Raw genomic sequence first — 15719 nt, forward strand, 5'->3', positions numbered from 1 at the left:
CTGGAAGGCCTGTATCAGGAATGTCCGGACCAGCGCGCTGACCAGGTGCGCGCGGCGGCTTTCGCGGCTTTGCCCGCGGCTGCCCCTGCGGCCTTGAACGTGATCCTGAACGGTGTGGCGAGCAGGCGTGCCAGCCGTCCAACGACCGACGGCGGCAGCCAGAGGGCGTGCAGCCGCCGCAGGGTGGAGGCGTTGGCCCGGAACGCTGTTTCAACCGCCGCTATGCGGCTGCCGGCCACCCCGTTGGCCAGGGAGGCATTCCGCCCGGTTCCGGCGTGACCCGCTTCAGGCACCCCGTCCACTATTGGCGGCCCGTACTTTTGGCGTTCGAATTCTGCAGTCAATGCCACCGCGGCGTGGTGCGCGGCCTCGTCCATTCCGCCCGGTTCCCCCAGCAAAGCTGAGCTGCGGAGCCGGGCCGAGTAGGCCCTCGGCGTCTCGCTCGGCTCTGGCGGCAGGCCATAGTCGGTCCCCAGGTCCACCATTTCGTTCCATGCCAGCGGCACGGCAGCGGCCGGATCAGCTGCCCTGAGCCGACGTGCCCGGATGCCAGTCCTGACGAGCCGGGGGGACGCGGCGAGGAGCGCGGCTCCCAGGAGCGCCCCGGTACCGAGCAGCCAGGGCAGGAGCTGGTTTCCGGTGTCAGCGGTTCCGCCCGCCCCCGGAACAGGAAGCGGGGCGGCGCTCGGTGCTGGAGCGGGTGCAGGTGTGGCGTCCGGGGTCAGGTCGTCGCCGTTGTCCAGTGAGCCCGGGGACGAGGATGCGGAGCTTTCCGTGGCGTAGTCGGGCACCACACCACGGGACGGGGTCGGCTCGAACGGGACCCAGCCCAGGCCCTGGAAATAGAGTTCCGGCCAGGCGTGGGCATCCCTCGCATCCACTTCATATTCGGGCAGTGCGCCCTGGCCGGCCACTGATACGGTTGCGCCGGTCAGTCTCCCCGGTGCGTATCCGACAGCGATCCGGCTGGGGATCCCTTCGAGCCTGGCCATCACGGCCATCGCGGAGGCGTAGTGGATGCAGTATCCGCTCTTCTGCTCCAGGAAGTCGGCAAGGACCGAGAGGCCGTTTCCGTCGTAACCGCCCTGGACCGGGGATTGCAGCGAGTAGGTGAATTGCGCGGACCGCAAGTACTTCTGGATGGCCATCGCCTTGTCGTACGGCGTGGAGCTTGGACCGGCCACGGTGTCGGCCGTAGTCCGGACGATGTCCGGAACGTTGCCCGGGATCCTGGTGAAGTCGTCCGCGATGCCCTGTACGGGCGCCGAAGACCTGGCCAGCAGTCCGGCCGTCAGCTTCGGAACGGTGGTGGTGACCAGGTACTCCTGCCGGCGGGAGGTGGTGTCCGTCCCCTTGATGCTCAAAGTGGCAGGATCCCAGGTCCACCGGCCTTCCAGCCCCCGCACGGATTCCGGCGCGTAAGGAACCGGCAGGTAAGGGCTGGTGAAGGTTCCGGTGTCTATTGCCGTGAGCAGTTGCTGCTCTTCGGCCACCGCATAACCGGGGTCGATCTCGTTGCCCAGCGGCCGCCGGGAGGCGTTGCGATCATCCGGGCCCCAGGAGTCGCCGTCGAAATTATCCACGGTGACAGAGCGCAGGTACAGCGGCGTAGGGGAGTTGGTGGCATAGCTGATGCGGCCGCTCCCGGCCGGGGTGCGCAGGCTGTTGCCCAGCGTGATCATGGGATTCAAACCGGTGGAATTGCCCCATGGATTAATACGGGAGCCTTGGGGAAAGGTGCCCTGGTCGAAGCCGGGGATGGCCAGCGGCAGCACCAGGGCGGCGGCCACGGCCACAGCCCCGGTCAGGACTGCCCTCCGCCCTTGGCCGGGGCTCCGCGCCGAATCCGCTGGTGTCCGCGGGTCCGGGACGTACCACTGGCTGCATGCCAGGATCATCAGGTACCCGGCAACAGCGGCAGCGAATCCCCAGAAGCCGACGCTTTGGGGTTTGATCATCGCCGGCACCACCATGATGGCGAGCAGTCCCACGCCTGTGGCGGCGGGCATGCCGAGCGGTACGGCCAGCGCGTCCACCAGGATCACGGCCAGGCCCAGAACGGCACAGATCACCATCACGATGCCGACATTGGGCGCCACCGGAGCGGTCTCGGAGAGCACTGTTTCGCTGGCGCGGCGGATCAGCCGGTCGAGCTCCGCCAAACTGCCTCCGGTGGGAATGATGCCCGCGAAGCTGGTGCCGCGGAAGAACGTCAACGTCAGGATGGCACCCAGGGAAAGGAACCCGCCGGCAGTCACCAGCAACGGCTGCGCCCGGACAGAACGCAAGGCAGCAAGGGTAAGGCTGACCACCAGCACGGTGGTGAAAACCGGCCAGTACCAGGCCCAGCCCCGCAACACACCGTTCAAGGACAAGGCGGCCCCGGCCACCGCCAGGGCAATGGAGCCCGCCATCACCCACGGGTAGGCGCCCACCCGGCTACGTCCCGCCGGGGGTCCTGCCGGCGGCTGTTGCCGGCCCGTTCCGGAGCTCCTGGCCGGTGCAATGGTCAACGCGCCACCCCCGCTCCGCGCCGGACCTCCGTCGCCGGGAGTTCCGGCACGGCAAGGTCCTGGTCGAACTGGTTCCATGCGGCCGCGACGGAGACGCCGGGGGCCACTGCCGCCGCGCGCCAGCCGCCCTGCCGGAGCTTCTCCAGGGCGTCCTCGAACTCCGCCGGCCGTTCCGCCACGATGATGGCGAAGGCGTTGGTTCCGTAGCCTGCGGCGGGGGCAAGGGACAGCGCCTCCAGCGCTGAGATCCTGCCCAGGACGGCAATCACCGGTCCCCGCATCCGGTGCGCGGAGAGCTTGTCCATGAGGTTGTCGTCAAACGGCGGGGGCCCTGCCTCCTGGTGGCCGTGGGATTCCCCGGTACCGAAGAAGTCCCTGCTTCCGGCCTCGCCGCGCGCGTGGGGCCCTGTGAGCTGGATGGCGGCAAGGCTCTCCGCGATGGACTGGAGCCCGGAAGCCCCGCTGTACTCCTCCAGCTCGGGTTCCGGAGCCGAGGGCGAACGCAGGAATGCCGGTTCCCCGCGCGCGTCCAGGAGGCGCAGGGCGTAGTTGCGCTCGGCCAGGTGGGCGCTGATGGACATGGCCGCCACCACGGCCCACTCGAAGGTTTCGCTGCTGATCATCGTGTGGCCGTCCTGGGCCGCGTTTCCCGCCGGGGCGGCGCCCGAGCTGCCGGAAAACGCCCCGAACCGGTGGTCCAGGATAATGGTCGCCTCGGGCGTAGTGACGGATTCCTCCTGGCGGACCATCAGTTCACCATGGCGCGCGGTGGCAGCCCAGTGCACGCGGCGCATCGGGTCCCCGTGCCGGTATTCGCGGGTCATCACGTCGTCGTCGCTGGGGTTCGCCCGGATCCTTGTGGCCGTGACGCCGTCGTTGCCGCGGGCGCCGGCCAGCCCCGTCAGAGGAAGGACGACGGCGGCGGGCGTCACGGTGAGCGTGTCGCCGTCGTCAATTGCCTGCCTGTGCAGCGACAGGCCGAACGGGTCGGTGAACTCCGCCGTCACCGGTCCGATCAGGAACTGTCCGCGCTGGGCGGAGCGCACATGGTATTCGTACCTGCTGGTGCCGCCGGTGGCGGAGCGGGAAGGGAACCGGAAGGTGGGCGACTCGCCGAACCTCGGCGGCAGCCGTTCCTCCATGGTGGCGCGGCCGGTTCCTGCTCCGGTCCGTGCCACCGCAAGCCTGACAGTGGTGGGCGCGGACGTCTCCACGGGGGAGGGATTGAATTCGCGGTATACCTGGAAGCGGGGTTTGACCAGCCGGATCCCGGCGAGGGAAACCAGGGGGAGGACGAAGAGGAGCACTGCCAGGCTTAACAGGTCCCGGCGGCCCATAACGTGGGCGGCGGCAAGTGCTGCGGCCCCTGCTGCCAGCATGCCCCAGCCGCGCCGGGTGAAGAGGTGTCGGGGCAGTCGGTCCAGCAGCGCCATGGCAGTCCGCCTAGTGGTTCCTGCTCAAGCCTGCCACGGGGGCGTTCCGGCCGGCACCGGCGGAGACCCTGGCCCCGGTATCGGACGGTTTCTGCGTGACAGGCAAGCGGGACAGGATGCCGCGCAGGACGCTCTGCGCGCTTTCCCCTGCGCCCGCCGCTTTCCGGTCCAGGATGATCCGGTGCGCCAGGACAGCTTCGGCAACGCCCACAACGTCGTCCGGCAGGACAAAGTCGCGGCCATCCAGGGCGGCGGTGGCCTTCGCAGCGCGCAGCAGCTGCAGCATGGACCGGGGGCTGGCACCGAGGCGAAGCAGTGGACTTTCCCGGGTGGCCCGGCCCACGGACACTGTATATTCCTTGACCGCCTGCGAGACGTAGACCTGCTGGACTGTGGCGATCATGGCGGCCACGTCAGCGGTGGTCACCACCGGGGTGACTTTGGCCAGCGGTGAGGCCGACTGGTGGGTTTCCAGCATTTCGATCTCGGACTCCTTGTCCGGATAGCCCATGGAGATCCGCGCCATGAAGCGGTCCCGCTGGGCTTCGGGCAAGGGATACGTTCCCTCCATCTCGATGGGATTCTGCGTTGCCACCACCATGAACGGCTCGTCCAGCCGGTAGGAATGGCCGTCCACCGTCACCTGGTGCTCCTCCATGCACTCCAGCAGCGCCGACTGGGTCTTCGCTGACGCCCGGTTGATCTCGTCCCCGATGACGATGTTCGCGAAAACCGCGCCGGGCCGGAACTCGAAAAGCCTGGAGGACTGGTTGTAGATGGACACTCCCGTGACGTCGGAGGGGAGCAGGTCCGGGGTGAACTGGATCCGGTTGACAGTACAGTCGATGGTCCGGGCGAGCGTCTTGGCCAGGAGCGTCTTGCCCACGCCCGGCACATCCTCGAGCAGCAGGTGGCCCTGGGCGAGCAGTACCGTCAATGCGAGCTTCGCGGCGTCCGATTTCCCGTCGATCACCGTGTTGACGGTTGTCAGGATCCGCTGGCTTGCCTCGTGGAAGGATGTGGCATCCATGGCAGCGGGCCGGTGGCCGTTCAGGTGGCTCACGGGCTCTGCGACTCCCGCAAGGTTGCGGTTCGCAGCGCTCACATCATCGGCAGTGCGTCGGTGGGATTCCATCGGCAACCTTTCAGCCCGGGGTTCTCCTGGACGGGACAGCTGGCCCTGCCTTCGCCCCTCGGTGGGCGTCCGCATGTGTTCGTACCAGACTACTAACACAACTGCCGCAGCAGACAGAGAGTTCCAACAAATATGGGGCCACACTGTCGGTTTAGGCTTGATGGATGTGCAATCCGATGATCCCCGCCGCTTACCGTGCTTCCGCTGCCGGCGGTACCTCGGAATCCGAAGGTTCCCGGCAGCGGGAGTTTCCCCCCGCTCCTGAGCCTTTGCCGGTGCCGGTCATGGACAACCACACCCACCTTGACTTTCCGGACGGGGAGGCGCCGGTGGGCATCAAGGAAGCGCTGGATGCGGCTGCGGCGGTAGGCGTCCAGGGTGCCGTGCAGGTGGGCACCGACCTGGAATCGTCCCGGTTTACAGTCCAGGCGGTGGACCTGGATGAGCGGCTGCTGGGGGCAGTGGCACTTCACCCCAACGATGCCCCCCGTTACGCCGCACGCGGCCAGCTGGAAGAGGCGCTGGCGGAAATCGAGCAGCTCGCTGCCCATCCCCGGATCCGTGCCATCGGCGAAACCGGCCTTGATTTCTTCCGGACCGAGGGGGAGGGCCTGGCCCACCAGCGGTACTCCTTCCGCCGCCATATCGACATCGCGAAGCGGCTGGACCTGACGCTGCAGATTCACGACCGTGACGCGCACAGCGACGTGGTGCAGGTACTGAAGGAAGAAGGGGCCCCGGAGCGGGTGGTTTTCCACTGCTTTTCCGGGGACGAGGAACTGGCGGCGACGTGCAACCGGGAAGGCTGGTGGATGTCCTTTGCCGGGACGTTGACGTTCAAGAACGCGGCCAACCTGCGGGCTGCACTCGCGGTCGCGGACCCGGAGCTCATCCTAGTGGAAACGGATGCCCCGTTCCTGACTCCGCATCCCCACCGGGGGCGGCCCAATGCCAGCTATATGGTTCCCTACACGGTGCGCGCCATGGCTGAATTGACAAACCGAGACCTGGCCTCGCTCTGTGCCGGCCTTAGCCAAAATACGGTGCGGGCCTACGGAAAATGGGATTAGGAACACACTGCCTGCACCTGCCAAAACAAATACCTGGTATGCAAATTTCTTGGCGGCTTTATAACGCTACGGTTACAGTGGAAAACTATTAGCCGGGGTCGGGGAAGGCCACCGGATAAGTTCACTCCACTTGCAGCTTGATATGCCGGCCTTGTTCCGGCCTGTCCTCTACTAGGAGTGTGGCGGCGCGACGGTGCCCGGACTACCCCTCCCTGGAGGCGTGCCCGGGCATTTTATTGCGCTCTCCCCGTGCCCGGACAGGACTAAAGTTACGGGCAATCGTGGTCAAGTTCTTTACAACGGACGGCAAGTTCAGCTTTTTCAAGGTTGGAACCCAGCTTCTGGTGCTTTGTGCACTGGTGGTGGGTCTCGTAGCTTTCGTGGGCAATAACAAAACCATCACGCTGAACGTTGATGGCAAGGTGACTTCCGTTCAAACCTTCGGTGGCACAGTGGGGCAGGTCGTCAAAAGCGCCAACCTCGAACTGAAGCCGGCGGACCGCGTCTCCCCGGCCATCGACGCCACCGTCCAGAACGGCACGGTCATCAACGTCAACCAGGCCAAGGAAGTCAAAGTCAGCCTTGACGGCTCCGAGAAAACGGTGAACACCACCGCCCAGGACGTTGAAGATCTGGTCACCGAGCTCGGTGTCGCAAGTGCATCGTCCGTCTCGGCCCCCAAGGACGCCCAGCTGGCAGTGGCAGGATCCTTCGTCTCCATCTCCACCCCCAAGGCCGTCAGCATCGTTGCCGACGGCAAGGTGCAGGCGGCTACCACCACCGCCGCCACCGTGGGCAAGGTCCTGGAAGATGCGAGCCTGACCCTCGGCGCCAACGACCGGTCCTCCCAGCCCGCCAATGCCCCCGTGGTCAACAACATGGTGATCAAGGTCTCCCGTGTGGATACCGGCCAGACCGCGGTGACCAGCGAGGAAATCGCCTTTAAGAGCGAAATGGTCGAAAGCGCCGAGCTTTTGAAGGGTGAAAAAGAAGTCACCCAGGCCGGTTCCGCCGGCAAGGTGGAGAAGACCTACAAGCTGGTCCTCGTGGACGGCCGCGAAGCGTCCCGCACGCTGGTCACCGAATCCGTCACCGCGCAGCCGGTCACCGAGAAGATCACCGTAGGCACCAAGCCCAAGCCGGTGGCCCAGGCCGCCCCCGCAGCCAGTGCCGGTGCCAACACCGGTGCCGCCGCCCCGGCCATGATGAACGAAGCCATGTGGGACAAGATCGCCCAGTGTGAATCAGGCGGAAACTGGTCCATCAACTCGGGCAACGGCTACTACGGCGGCCTCCAGTTCGACATCCGGACCTGGATCGGATCAGGCGGCGGCGCGTACGCCCCGAACGCCAGCCTCGCCACCAAGGCCCAGCAGATCGACGTCGCCAACCGCGTCTACGCGCAGCGCGGCCTGCAGCCCTGGGGCTGCGGCTGGGCTGCAAGCAGCTGACGCAAGGCGCGACTGCACTGCAATACACAGCGGCCGGGCCCGGATCTTCCGGGCCCGGCCGCTGCATTTAATCGCCCTATTGTCCGGCAGGGCGGGGCCGGCATGCGGGATAGGATACCTAGGTGACTGAACCCATCCCCGCCGCGCCCGCACCGCTGTTTGGTGCCTCCGACATACGCCGGCTGGCGGAAGAGATCGGTATCCGCCCCACCAAGACCCTGGGCCAGAACTTCGTGATCGACGGCAACACCATCCGCAGGATCGTGGCCGCGGCCGGTGTTGGACCGGACGAAACAGTGCTGGAAGTGGGCCCCGGCCTCGGGTCGCTGACCCTCGGCCTGCTGGACGCAGCCGCCGGCGTGGTGGCAGTGGAGATCGACCCCGTACTGGCCGCGAAGCTCCCGGAAACCGTCAAGGAATGGCGCCCCGCCGCCGTCGGAAGCTTCCATCTGGTCCAGGCGGACGCCATGAAGGTCACGGAACTCCCCGTGCGGCCCACCGCGTTGGTGGCCAACCTGCCCTACAACGTGGCCGTGCCCGTTGTACTGCACCTCCTGCAGCATTTCCCCAGCCTCCAACACGGACTGGTGATGGTCCAGGACGAGGTAGCTGACCGGCTCGCCGCACCTCCCGGATCCAAAACCTATGGCGTGCCCTCGGTGAAGGCGGCCTGGTACAGCAGGATGCGCAAAGCCGGCGTCATCGGCATGAACGTCTTCTGGCCGGCACCCAAGATCCACTCCGGGCTGGTGTCCTTCACCCGCCATGAGCCGCCAGCCACCACCGCCACCCGCGAGCAGGTCTTCGCCGTGGTGGATGCCGCCTTCGCGCAGCGCCGCAAGACCCTGCGCGCAGCCCTTGCCGGCTGGGCAGGCAGCGCCCCGGAGGCGGAACGCTGCCTGGTGGCTGCCGGCGTGGACCCCACAGCCCGTGGCGAAGTGATCGACATTACGGCCTTCGCGAGGATCGCCGAAGCCCGCGAGGCCCGCCCGTGAACGCCCTCCCGGGACGGTTCGCCGCCAGGAGCGTCCGGGCAAAGGCGCCGGGAAAGATCAATGTTTCCCTGGACGTCGGGCCGCTGCGGCCTGATGGCTACCATTCGGTGGCCAGCGTGTACCTCGCCGTGTCCCTGTACGAGGAGGTGGCGGCCACCAGCACCGAAACACCGGGGATCACCGTCAGCCTCAGCCCGGACAGCACCCTGGACCTGGACGCCGTCGATATCCCCTTGGACGAGGACAACCTGGCGTACAAGGCGGCAGCCATCATGGCGGACGTCTCCGAGCGCACAACAGGCGTCCACCTGGAGATCACCAAACGCGTACCCGTGGCAGGCGGCATGGGTGGCGGCTCAGCGGACGCCGCGGCAACCCTGCTGGCCTGCGACGCACTCTGGAACAGCGGCCTCTCCCGCGAGGAGCTGGCCCACCTGGCTGCGGAGCTGGGCGCCGACGTCCCCTTCTCCCTGCTGGGCGGGACCGCCGTCGGCCTCGGGCTGGGCGACGAACTTTCCCCGGCCCTGGCCAAGGCGCAGACGGACTGGGTCCTGGTCACGGCCGACTACGGACTCCCCACCCCCGAGGTGTACAGGACATTGGACAGGTTGCGGGCCGCGGAAGGCATCGAAGGTGCCGAGCCCACCGGCGTGGACCCGCAAATCCTCACCGCCCTCCGCGGCGGGGAGGCGGAAGCGCTGAGCCGCGTCCTGGTCAACGACCTCCAGCGGGCAGCCATCGAGCTGGCACCTTCATTGCGCGATACTCTGGGAATCGGTGAATCCCATGGTGCCGTTGCAGGGATCGTCTCAGGCTCCGGCCCCACTGTGGCACTGTTGGCCGATGATGCCGTTGCCGCAGAAGGCCTGGCGGAGAAGATGCGGCGCTACGGCTTGACGGCCCTCGCTGTGCACGGCCCCGTTCCCGGGGCACGCATCATCTCCGACACCCTCCTTTAGACGTATATTTCCCAGCAGCAGAAAGCAGTTCCCTTTGGCACACCTTCTTGGCGGCGAAAACCTCACCGTCTCCTACGCAACCCGCACCGTCCTGGACGGCATTACCCTCGGGCTTGAGGAGGGTGACCGGATTGGCATGGTGGGCCGGAACGGCGACGGTAAGTCCACGCTGATGCGCCTGCTGGCGCTGCGTTCCACCCCTGACTCCGGCAGGGTCACCAAGCGCGGCGACGTCAATGTCGGGTACCTGGACCAAAGCGACGTGCTCGACGGCGACCTGACAGTGGGTGCCGCGATCGTGGGGGACCAGGCGGATTACGAATGGGCGCGGAACCCGCAGATCCGCGAGATTATGGGCGGGCTCGTGTCCGACGTGGACTGGCACGCCAACGTGCACGCCCTGTCCGGCGGGCAGAAGCGGCGTGTGGCACTGGCCAAGCTCCTGATTGAGGACCACGACGTCATCATGCTGGACGAGCCCACCAACCACCTGGACGTGGAGGGCGTGGCCTGGCTGTCCCGGCACCTGAAAACCCGCTGGCGTGCCAACCAGGGCGCCTTCCTGGTGGTCACCCACGACCGCTGGTTCCTTGACGAAGTCTGCAACAAAACCTGGGAAGTCCACGATGGAATCGTGGATCCCTTCGAAGGCGGTTACGCCGCCTACGTGCTGGCACGCGCTGAACGGGACCGGATGGCCTCGGTGGTTGAGGGCAAGCGCCAGCAGCTGGTCAAAAAGGAACTGGCCTGGCTGCGACGCGGCGCCCCCGCCCGGACCGCAAAGCCGAAGTTCCGGATTGAGGCAGCCAACGCCCTCATCGCCGACGTTCCCGAACCCCGGGATTCCATGGCGCTGAGCAAGATGGCCACGGCCCGCCAGGGCAAGGACGTACTGGACCTCGAGAACGTTTCCCTGGACTTCCAGGGCAGCGACGACGGCCGGAAGCTCTTCGACAACATCACCCTCCGCCTGGCCCCTGGCGAGCGGCTGGGGCTGGTGGGCGTCAACGGCGCCGGCAAGACCACGCTCCTGAAGCTCCTCAATGGTGAAATCACTCCCGACGCCGGCAAGGTCAAGCGCGGCAAAACGGTGGTCACCGCTGTCCTCACGCAGGAAGTCAAGGAGCTCGACGACGTCTCCGACCTGCGCGTCATCGAGGTCATCGAGCGGGAAAAGCGGTCCTTTAACGTGGGCGGCAAGGAATTCAGCGCCGGCCAGCTGGTGGAGCAGCTGGGGTTCACCAACGAAAAGCAGTGGACCCCGGTCAGGGACCTGTCCGGTGGTGAGCGCCGCCGCCTCCAGCTGCTTCGGCTGCTGGTGGGGGAGCCCAACGTGCTGATGCTCGACGAGCCCACCAATGACCTGGACACCGATACCCTCGCAGCCGTGGAGGATGTGCTGGACGGCTGGCCCGGCACGCTGGTGGTAGTCAGCCACGACCGGTACCTCCTGGAGCGCGTCACCGACCACCAGATGGCGCTCCTCGGTGACGGCAAGATCCGCGGCCTGCCCGGCGGCGTGGACCAGTACCTGGAACTGCGCGAGTCCGCCCTGGCCGGATCGACCATCACGGGCGGCGGCAACCCCGTCACCAGTGGCGGCTCCAGCGGCGCAGCCGCGGCTCCCGCCGGCCCTTCGGAGGCCGAGAAGCGGGATGCCCGCAAGGCCAAGAACCGCATCGAACGCCAGCTCAAGAAGCTCGATCAGCAGGAGAAGAAACTCCACGACGACATGGTCAAGAGCACGGAGAAGTCCGACTTCGACGCGCTCGCCGGACAAAACAAGCAGCTCAAGGACCTGGCAGACGAAAAGGACACCCTCGAACTCGAATGGCTCGAAGCCTCCGAAGTCCTCGGCGAGTAGCCCTCTTTGAGTGCGGCCTGAGTCGCGGCTTGGGTGCCGCAGCCGGCCCTTCGCCGTCGCTTAACGCGTAGGTCCCTTCCCGACGGGCCCTCGGGACGACGCTTCGACGCATAGGGGCACCTGCGGTCGCTGAGCGACCTCCGGTGCCCGATGCGCCGCGATGCGCTCCTTTCCGAAGGACCGCCTCCGGCGAGGAATGTTGCCTCACGTCGTGGAACCTGAGGCAACCCGCGCGGAACGTTCGGCAGGGGGTACTCGTGGAGAGCGCCCGAATGTAGGTGCCGGCTATTGCACGGCGGCGAAAGACGCCCGATCATGACCGTCGGCAGTTGGTTTCGTTCGAAGTTCCCCAAACGGAACGCTCGGCAAGAGCGGTGCGGGGGGCCTTCGCGTAGGAGCGCATCGTGGCGTGGAGGTCGCTCCGCGAACGAAGCGTCACCTATGCGTGCCCTACCTGTTTCGGCGCAATTGCAGCCGGCCGGAAGGCAGAGGAACGCCGCGGGAACGGGGGAGCAGCCTGGGGGCAAAGCCCCGTGTCGCGCGGCGCCCCGAACCCGTGGCAAAATAGGGACTTGTGCCCGGGGCTTACGCCGTCGGCACGGTCCGCTCTGGTGTAATGGCAGCACCCCGGCCTTTGGAGCCGTGGAGTATAGGTTCGAATCCTATGGGCGGAACTGCTGTGCCAGGAGCGTTCAGTAGCATGACAATCGGTGCCCCGCCGGCCTGGAGCCGGGCGGGCACCGTAAGTGCCAGCGAAACCAAAGCAAGGAGAGCCCGTACGTGATCCCCGAGAAAACCGGCCCGGCCGCAGTCATCGTTCTGGCGGCAGGCGCCGGTACCCGGATGAAATCGCGTACCCCCAAGATCCTGCATGAGATCGGCGGCAGGTCCATGGTGGGCCACGCCCTCCTGGCCGCCCGCAGCATCAACCCCCGCCAGCTCGCCGTGGTGGTCCGCCACGAACGCGACCTGGTGGCACGCCACCTCGCCGACGTCGATCCGGCCGCGGTGATTGTGGACCAGGACGACATCCCAGGCACCGGGCGTGCAGTGGAGGTGGCCCTGCAGGCCCTCGACGCGGAGCAGAACCTCACCGGAACCGTTGTGGTGACCTACGGCGACGTGCCGCTCCTGTCCGGCGGCCTGCTGGCCGAGCTCGTGGCCACCCACGAACGCGACGCCAACGCAGTGACCGTCCTCACGGCGGTCCTGGACGACGCCAGCGGATACGGCCGGATCCTCCGCGGTGACGACGGCACCGTGACCGGGATCCGCGAACACAAGGACGCCTCCGACGCCGAGCGCCTCATCCGTGAAGTCAACTCCGGCATCTACGCCTTCGACGCCGCCGTCCTCCGCGACGCGCTGGCCCACGTCACCACCGACAACTCGCAGGGCGAGAAGTACCTCACCGACGTGCTCGCCCTGGCGCGGCGGGCAGGCGGCCGCGTGGCCGCCGTCGTCACTGCCGACCGCTGGCAGGTGGAGGGCGCGAACGACCGCGTCCAGCTGGCCGCCCTCGGCGCTGAACTTAACCGCCGGATCGTGGAAGCCTGGATGCGTGCCGGCGTCACCGTGGTGGACCCGTCCACAACCTGGATCGATGCGTCCGTGACCTTGGACGAGGACGTCCGGATCCTGCCCAACACCCAGCTTCACGGCGCCACCACCGTGGCGAGGGACGCCGTCGTGGGCCCCGATACCACCCTGACCGACGTGACCATCGGTGAAGGCGCCAAGGTAGTCCGCACCCATGGTTCCGGGGCCTTCATCGGCCCGGATGCCGCCGTCGGCCCTTTCACCTACCTCCGCCCCGGCACCGTCCTGGGTGAAAGCGGCAAGATCGGCGCTTTCTACGAGACCAAAAACGTCCGCATCGGACGTGGTTCAAAGCTGTCCCACCTTGGTTACGCCGGTGACGCCGAGATCGGCGAGGACACCAACATCGGCTGCGGAAACATCACGGCCAATTACGACGGCGAGAAGAAGCACCGCACGGTGATCGGCTCAGGCGTCAGGACCGGCTCCAATACAGTGTTCGTTGCCCCGGTCACCATGGGGGACGGTGCCTACAGCGGCGCCGGCGCGGTGATCCGCAAGGACGTTCCGGCGGGTGCGCTCGCCCTGACGGTAGCGGCACAGCGAAACACGGAGGGCTGGGTCCAGGCCAACCGCCCCGGAACCCGCTCCGCCGAACTGGCCCAGGCAGCCACCACAAATTCCTCAAGTACCCCGGCATCTACAGAAGAGGGCAAGCAATAATGAGCGAAATTACGGCGCGCGGCGAAAAGAAGCTGGTGCTGGCCACTGGCCGTGCCCACCCCGAGCTGGCCCGGGAGATCGCCAAGGAGCTGGGCACTGAACTGCTGCCGGTGGACGCCTACGACTTCGCCAACGGTGAGATCTACGTCCGTGCCGGCGAAAGTGTCCGCGGAACGGACGCCTTCGTCATCCAGGCGCACCCGGCCCCGCTGAACAACTGGCTGATGGAACAGCTGATCATGATCGACTCGCTGAAGCGTGCCTCCGCCAAGCGCATCACCGTTGTTTCCCCCTTCTACCCGTACGCTCGGCAGGACAAGAAGGGCCGCGGCCGCGAGCCCATCTCGGCCCGCCTGGTGGCAGACCTCTACAAGACTGCCGGTGCCGACCGCATCATGAGCGTTGACCTGCACACGTCCCAGATCCAGGGCTTCTTTGACGGTCCCGTGGATCACCTGATGGCCATCCCGCTGCTGGCCGATTACATCCGGACCCGTGTGGACGCCGAAAACATCACGGTGGTCTCGCCGGACACCGGCCGCGTCCGCGTCGCGGAGCAGTGGGCCGAACGCCTCGGCGGCGCCCCGCTGGCGTTCGTGCACAAGAGCAGGGACCTGACCGTTCCCAACCAGGCAGTTTCCAAAACAGTTGTGGGCCAGATCGAAGGCCGCACCTGTGTCCTGATCGACGACATGATCGACACCGGCGGAACCATTTCCGGCGCCGTCAACGTGCTGATGAACGCCGGGGCCAAGGACGTCATCATCGCGGCTACGCACGCGGTCTTCTCCGAGCCGGCCGCCCAGCGCCTCTCGGAGTCCGGCGCCCGTGAAGTAGTGGTCACCAACACCCTCCCGCTTTCGGCCAATCAGCGCTTCCCGCAGCTGACCGTGCTGTCCATCGCCCCGCTGATCGCACGCGCCGTCCGGGAAGTGTTCGACGACGGCTCCGTCACCAGCCTTTTCGACGGCAAGGCCTGACGAGTCCGGTAGTTTGAGCCTGCCAAGTCCGGTGGTTGAGCCTGTCGAAACCTCCTGAGGGGTTTCGCTCCCCACCCGCACCCTGGCCTCGCTAGCTCGGCCAGGGAACCCTGCGGGCGTGGGCTCAGGCTCAACCACCGCAGCCGGTTTCAGGAATTGGGTCCGGCGCTGGTAAGATTCTTAGCGATACCTTGGCGAGGGAGAGCGCCGGTTACCGCAGCTGCGGGCACCGGATTGCAGTCTCCGTTATCGACTGGGTCTGAATCTCCCTTCGAAGTGGGTCAGGCATCGGCCGCCCGGCGTTGAAGGTCGCAACAGACCTCCGCCCTTGCTGAACACCGTTTAGTCTTCAAGGAGATGTCCATGTCTGAGCAGAAGCTCGCAGCAGAAGTACGCACCGAATTCGGCAAGGGCTTCGCCCGCCGCGCCCGGATGGCCAACCAGATCCCTGCCGTTATCTACGGCCACGGTGCAGAGCCCATCCACATCACCCTCCCCGCCAAGGCAACCACTCTGGCCGTCCGTACCGCGAACGCCCTGCTGTCCCTGGACATCAACGGCGAAGGCCACCTGGCCCTGGTGAAGGATGTCCAGCGCGACCCCATCAAGCAGATCATCGAGCACATCGACCTGCTGACCGTCCGCCAGGGCGAAAAGGTCACCGTTGACATCCCCGTTCACGTTGTTGGCGAAGTTGCCCCCGGCAACGTCTTCAACCAGGAACTGACTGTCATCTCGCTCGAAGCCGAGGCAACCCACCTGCCTACCGCCGTCGAGGTTGACATCGAAGGCCGCACCGCCGGCCAGCACATCCACGCTTCGGACCTGGTCCTGCCCAAGGGTGCTGTCCTGCTCGCTGACGCTGACGCACTCGTGGTGAACATCTCCGAGGCCACTGAAGCCGGCGAAGAAGGCGCTGAAGAAGCTGCCGGCACCGCTTCCGAGGCTGCAGCCGAGTAATTTCGCTTCACCTTGTGCCAGTGGCCGGATCCCCATGGGGGTCCGGCCACTGGCATGTGTGCGGCCCCCAGCCGCGCCGCGACCGGAAACCGCCCAC

General features: G+C 66.7%; 11 protein-coding genes and 1 tRNA gene. 9 read left to right on the top strand and 3 right to left on the bottom strand.

Annotation, left to right across the window (positions count from 1 at the left end; all coding sequences use genetic code 11):
• Positions 1 to 14: 14 nt before the first annotated feature.
• From QFZ36_RS19345 to QFZ36_RS19355, 3 genes are read right to left on the bottom strand one after another with little or no spacing between them, the layout of a single operon-like run.
• Positions 15 to 2513, bottom strand: coding sequence for a transglutaminase TgpA family protein (locus tag QFZ36_RS19345; protein ID WP_306638714.1), 2499 nt, complete (start codon positions 2511 to 2513; stop codon positions 15 to 17).
• Positions 2510 to 3946, bottom strand: coding sequence for a DUF58 domain-containing protein (locus QFZ36_RS19350; protein WP_306638715.1), 1437 nt, complete (start codon positions 3944 to 3946; stop codon positions 2510 to 2512). Before QFZ36_RS19350 ends, QFZ36_RS19345 begins: the two co-directional genes overlap by 4 nt.
• Before the next feature lie 10 nt (positions 3947 to 3956).
• Complete coding sequence (locus QFZ36_RS19355; RefSeq protein WP_306638716.1) at positions 3957 to 5081, bottom strand: AAA family ATPase; 1125 nt, start codon at positions 5079 to 5081, stop codon at positions 3957 to 3959.
• A gap of 164 nt (positions 5082 to 5245) precedes the next feature.
• Between QFZ36_RS19355 and QFZ36_RS19360 the strand changes: the two genes are divergently transcribed.
• From QFZ36_RS19360 to QFZ36_RS19400, 9 genes are all read left to right on the top strand, one after another.
• Positions 5246 to 6151 (top strand): TatD family hydrolase, encoded by a 906-nt coding sequence (locus QFZ36_RS19360; RefSeq protein ID WP_306638717.1) that lies wholly within the window; start codon positions 5246 to 5248, stop codon positions 6149 to 6151.
• A 281-nt stretch (positions 6152 to 6432) separates the two neighbouring features.
• A complete protein-coding gene (locus QFZ36_RS19365; RefSeq protein ID WP_306638718.1) occupies positions 6433 to 7602 on the top strand; it encodes a resuscitation-promoting factor in 1170 nt (389 codons plus the stop codon).
• A gap of 122 nt (positions 7603 to 7724) precedes the next feature.
• Positions 7725 to 8597 (top strand): 16S rRNA (adenine(1518)-N(6)/adenine(1519)-N(6))-dimethyltransferase RsmA, encoded by an 873-nt coding sequence (gene rsmA / locus QFZ36_RS19370; RefSeq protein ID WP_306638719.1) that lies wholly within the window; start codon positions 7725 to 7727, stop codon positions 8595 to 8597.
• Positions 8594 to 9556: a 4-(cytidine 5'-diphospho)-2-C-methyl-D-erythritol kinase gene (locus QFZ36_RS19375; protein WP_306638720.1), complete on the top strand. Its 963-nt coding sequence runs from the start codon at positions 8594 to 8596 to the stop codon at positions 9554 to 9556. Before rsmA ends, QFZ36_RS19375 begins: the two co-directional genes overlap by 4 nt.
• Positions 9557 to 9590: 34 nt before the next feature.
• Complete coding sequence (locus QFZ36_RS19380) at positions 9591 to 11420, top strand: ABC-F family ATP-binding cassette domain-containing protein (protein WP_306638721.1); 1830 nt, start codon at positions 9591 to 9593, stop codon at positions 11418 to 11420.
• A 602-nt stretch (positions 11421 to 12022) separates the two neighbouring features.
• Positions 12023 to 12094: transfer RNA gene (locus QFZ36_RS19385), tRNA-Gln, on the top strand.
• Positions 12095 to 12200: 106 nt separating this feature from the next.
• Positions 12201 to 13682, top strand: a complete 1482-nt coding sequence (gene glmU / locus QFZ36_RS19390) for a bifunctional UDP-N-acetylglucosamine diphosphorylase/glucosamine-1-phosphate N-acetyltransferase GlmU (protein WP_306638722.1) — start codon at positions 12201 to 12203, stop codon at positions 13680 to 13682.
• Positions 13682 to 14662: a ribose-phosphate diphosphokinase gene (locus tag QFZ36_RS19395; protein ID WP_306638723.1), complete on the top strand. Its 981-nt coding sequence runs from the start codon at positions 13682 to 13684 to the stop codon at positions 14660 to 14662. Before glmU ends, QFZ36_RS19395 begins: the two co-directional genes overlap by 1 nt.
• 363 nt (positions 14663 to 15025) lie before the next feature.
• The gene (locus tag QFZ36_RS19400) at positions 15026 to 15622 is read left to right on the top strand and encodes a 50S ribosomal protein L25/general stress protein Ctc (RefSeq protein ID WP_306638724.1); all 597 of its coding nucleotides are present in this window, start codon (positions 15026 to 15028) and stop codon (positions 15620 to 15622) included.
• The last annotated feature ends 97 nt before the right edge of the window (positions 15623 to 15719 follow it).

Origin of the sequence: Pseudarthrobacter siccitolerans, assembly GCF_030823375.1 — a bacterium.
In the GTDB taxonomy this organism is placed as follows: Bacteria; Actinomycetota; Actinomycetes; order Actinomycetales; family Micrococcaceae; genus Arthrobacter; species Arthrobacter siccitolerans_A.

What these genes read in the sequence shown, in the direction of transcription:
- QFZ36_RS19350 (WP_306638715.1), bottom strand. Translation starts at nt 3,946, where the DNA reads ATGGCGCTGCTGGACCGACTGCCCCGACACCTCTTCACCCGGCGCGGC.
- QFZ36_RS19360 (WP_306638717.1), top strand. Translation starts at nt 5,246, where the DNA reads ATGTGCAATCCGATGATCCCCGCCGCTTACCGTGCTTCCGCTGCCGGC.
- QFZ36_RS19400 (WP_306638724.1), top strand. Translation starts at nt 15,026, where the DNA reads ATGTCTGAGCAGAAGCTCGCAGCAGAAGTACGCACCGAATTCGGCAAG.
- QFZ36_RS19395 (WP_306638723.1), top strand. Translation starts at nt 13,682, where the DNA reads ATGAGCGAAATTACGGCGCGCGGCGAAAAGAAGCTGGTGCTGGCCACT.
- QFZ36_RS19355 (WP_306638716.1), bottom strand. Translation starts at nt 5,081, where the DNA reads ATGGAATCCCACCGACGCACTGCCGATGATGTGAGCGCTGCGAACCGC.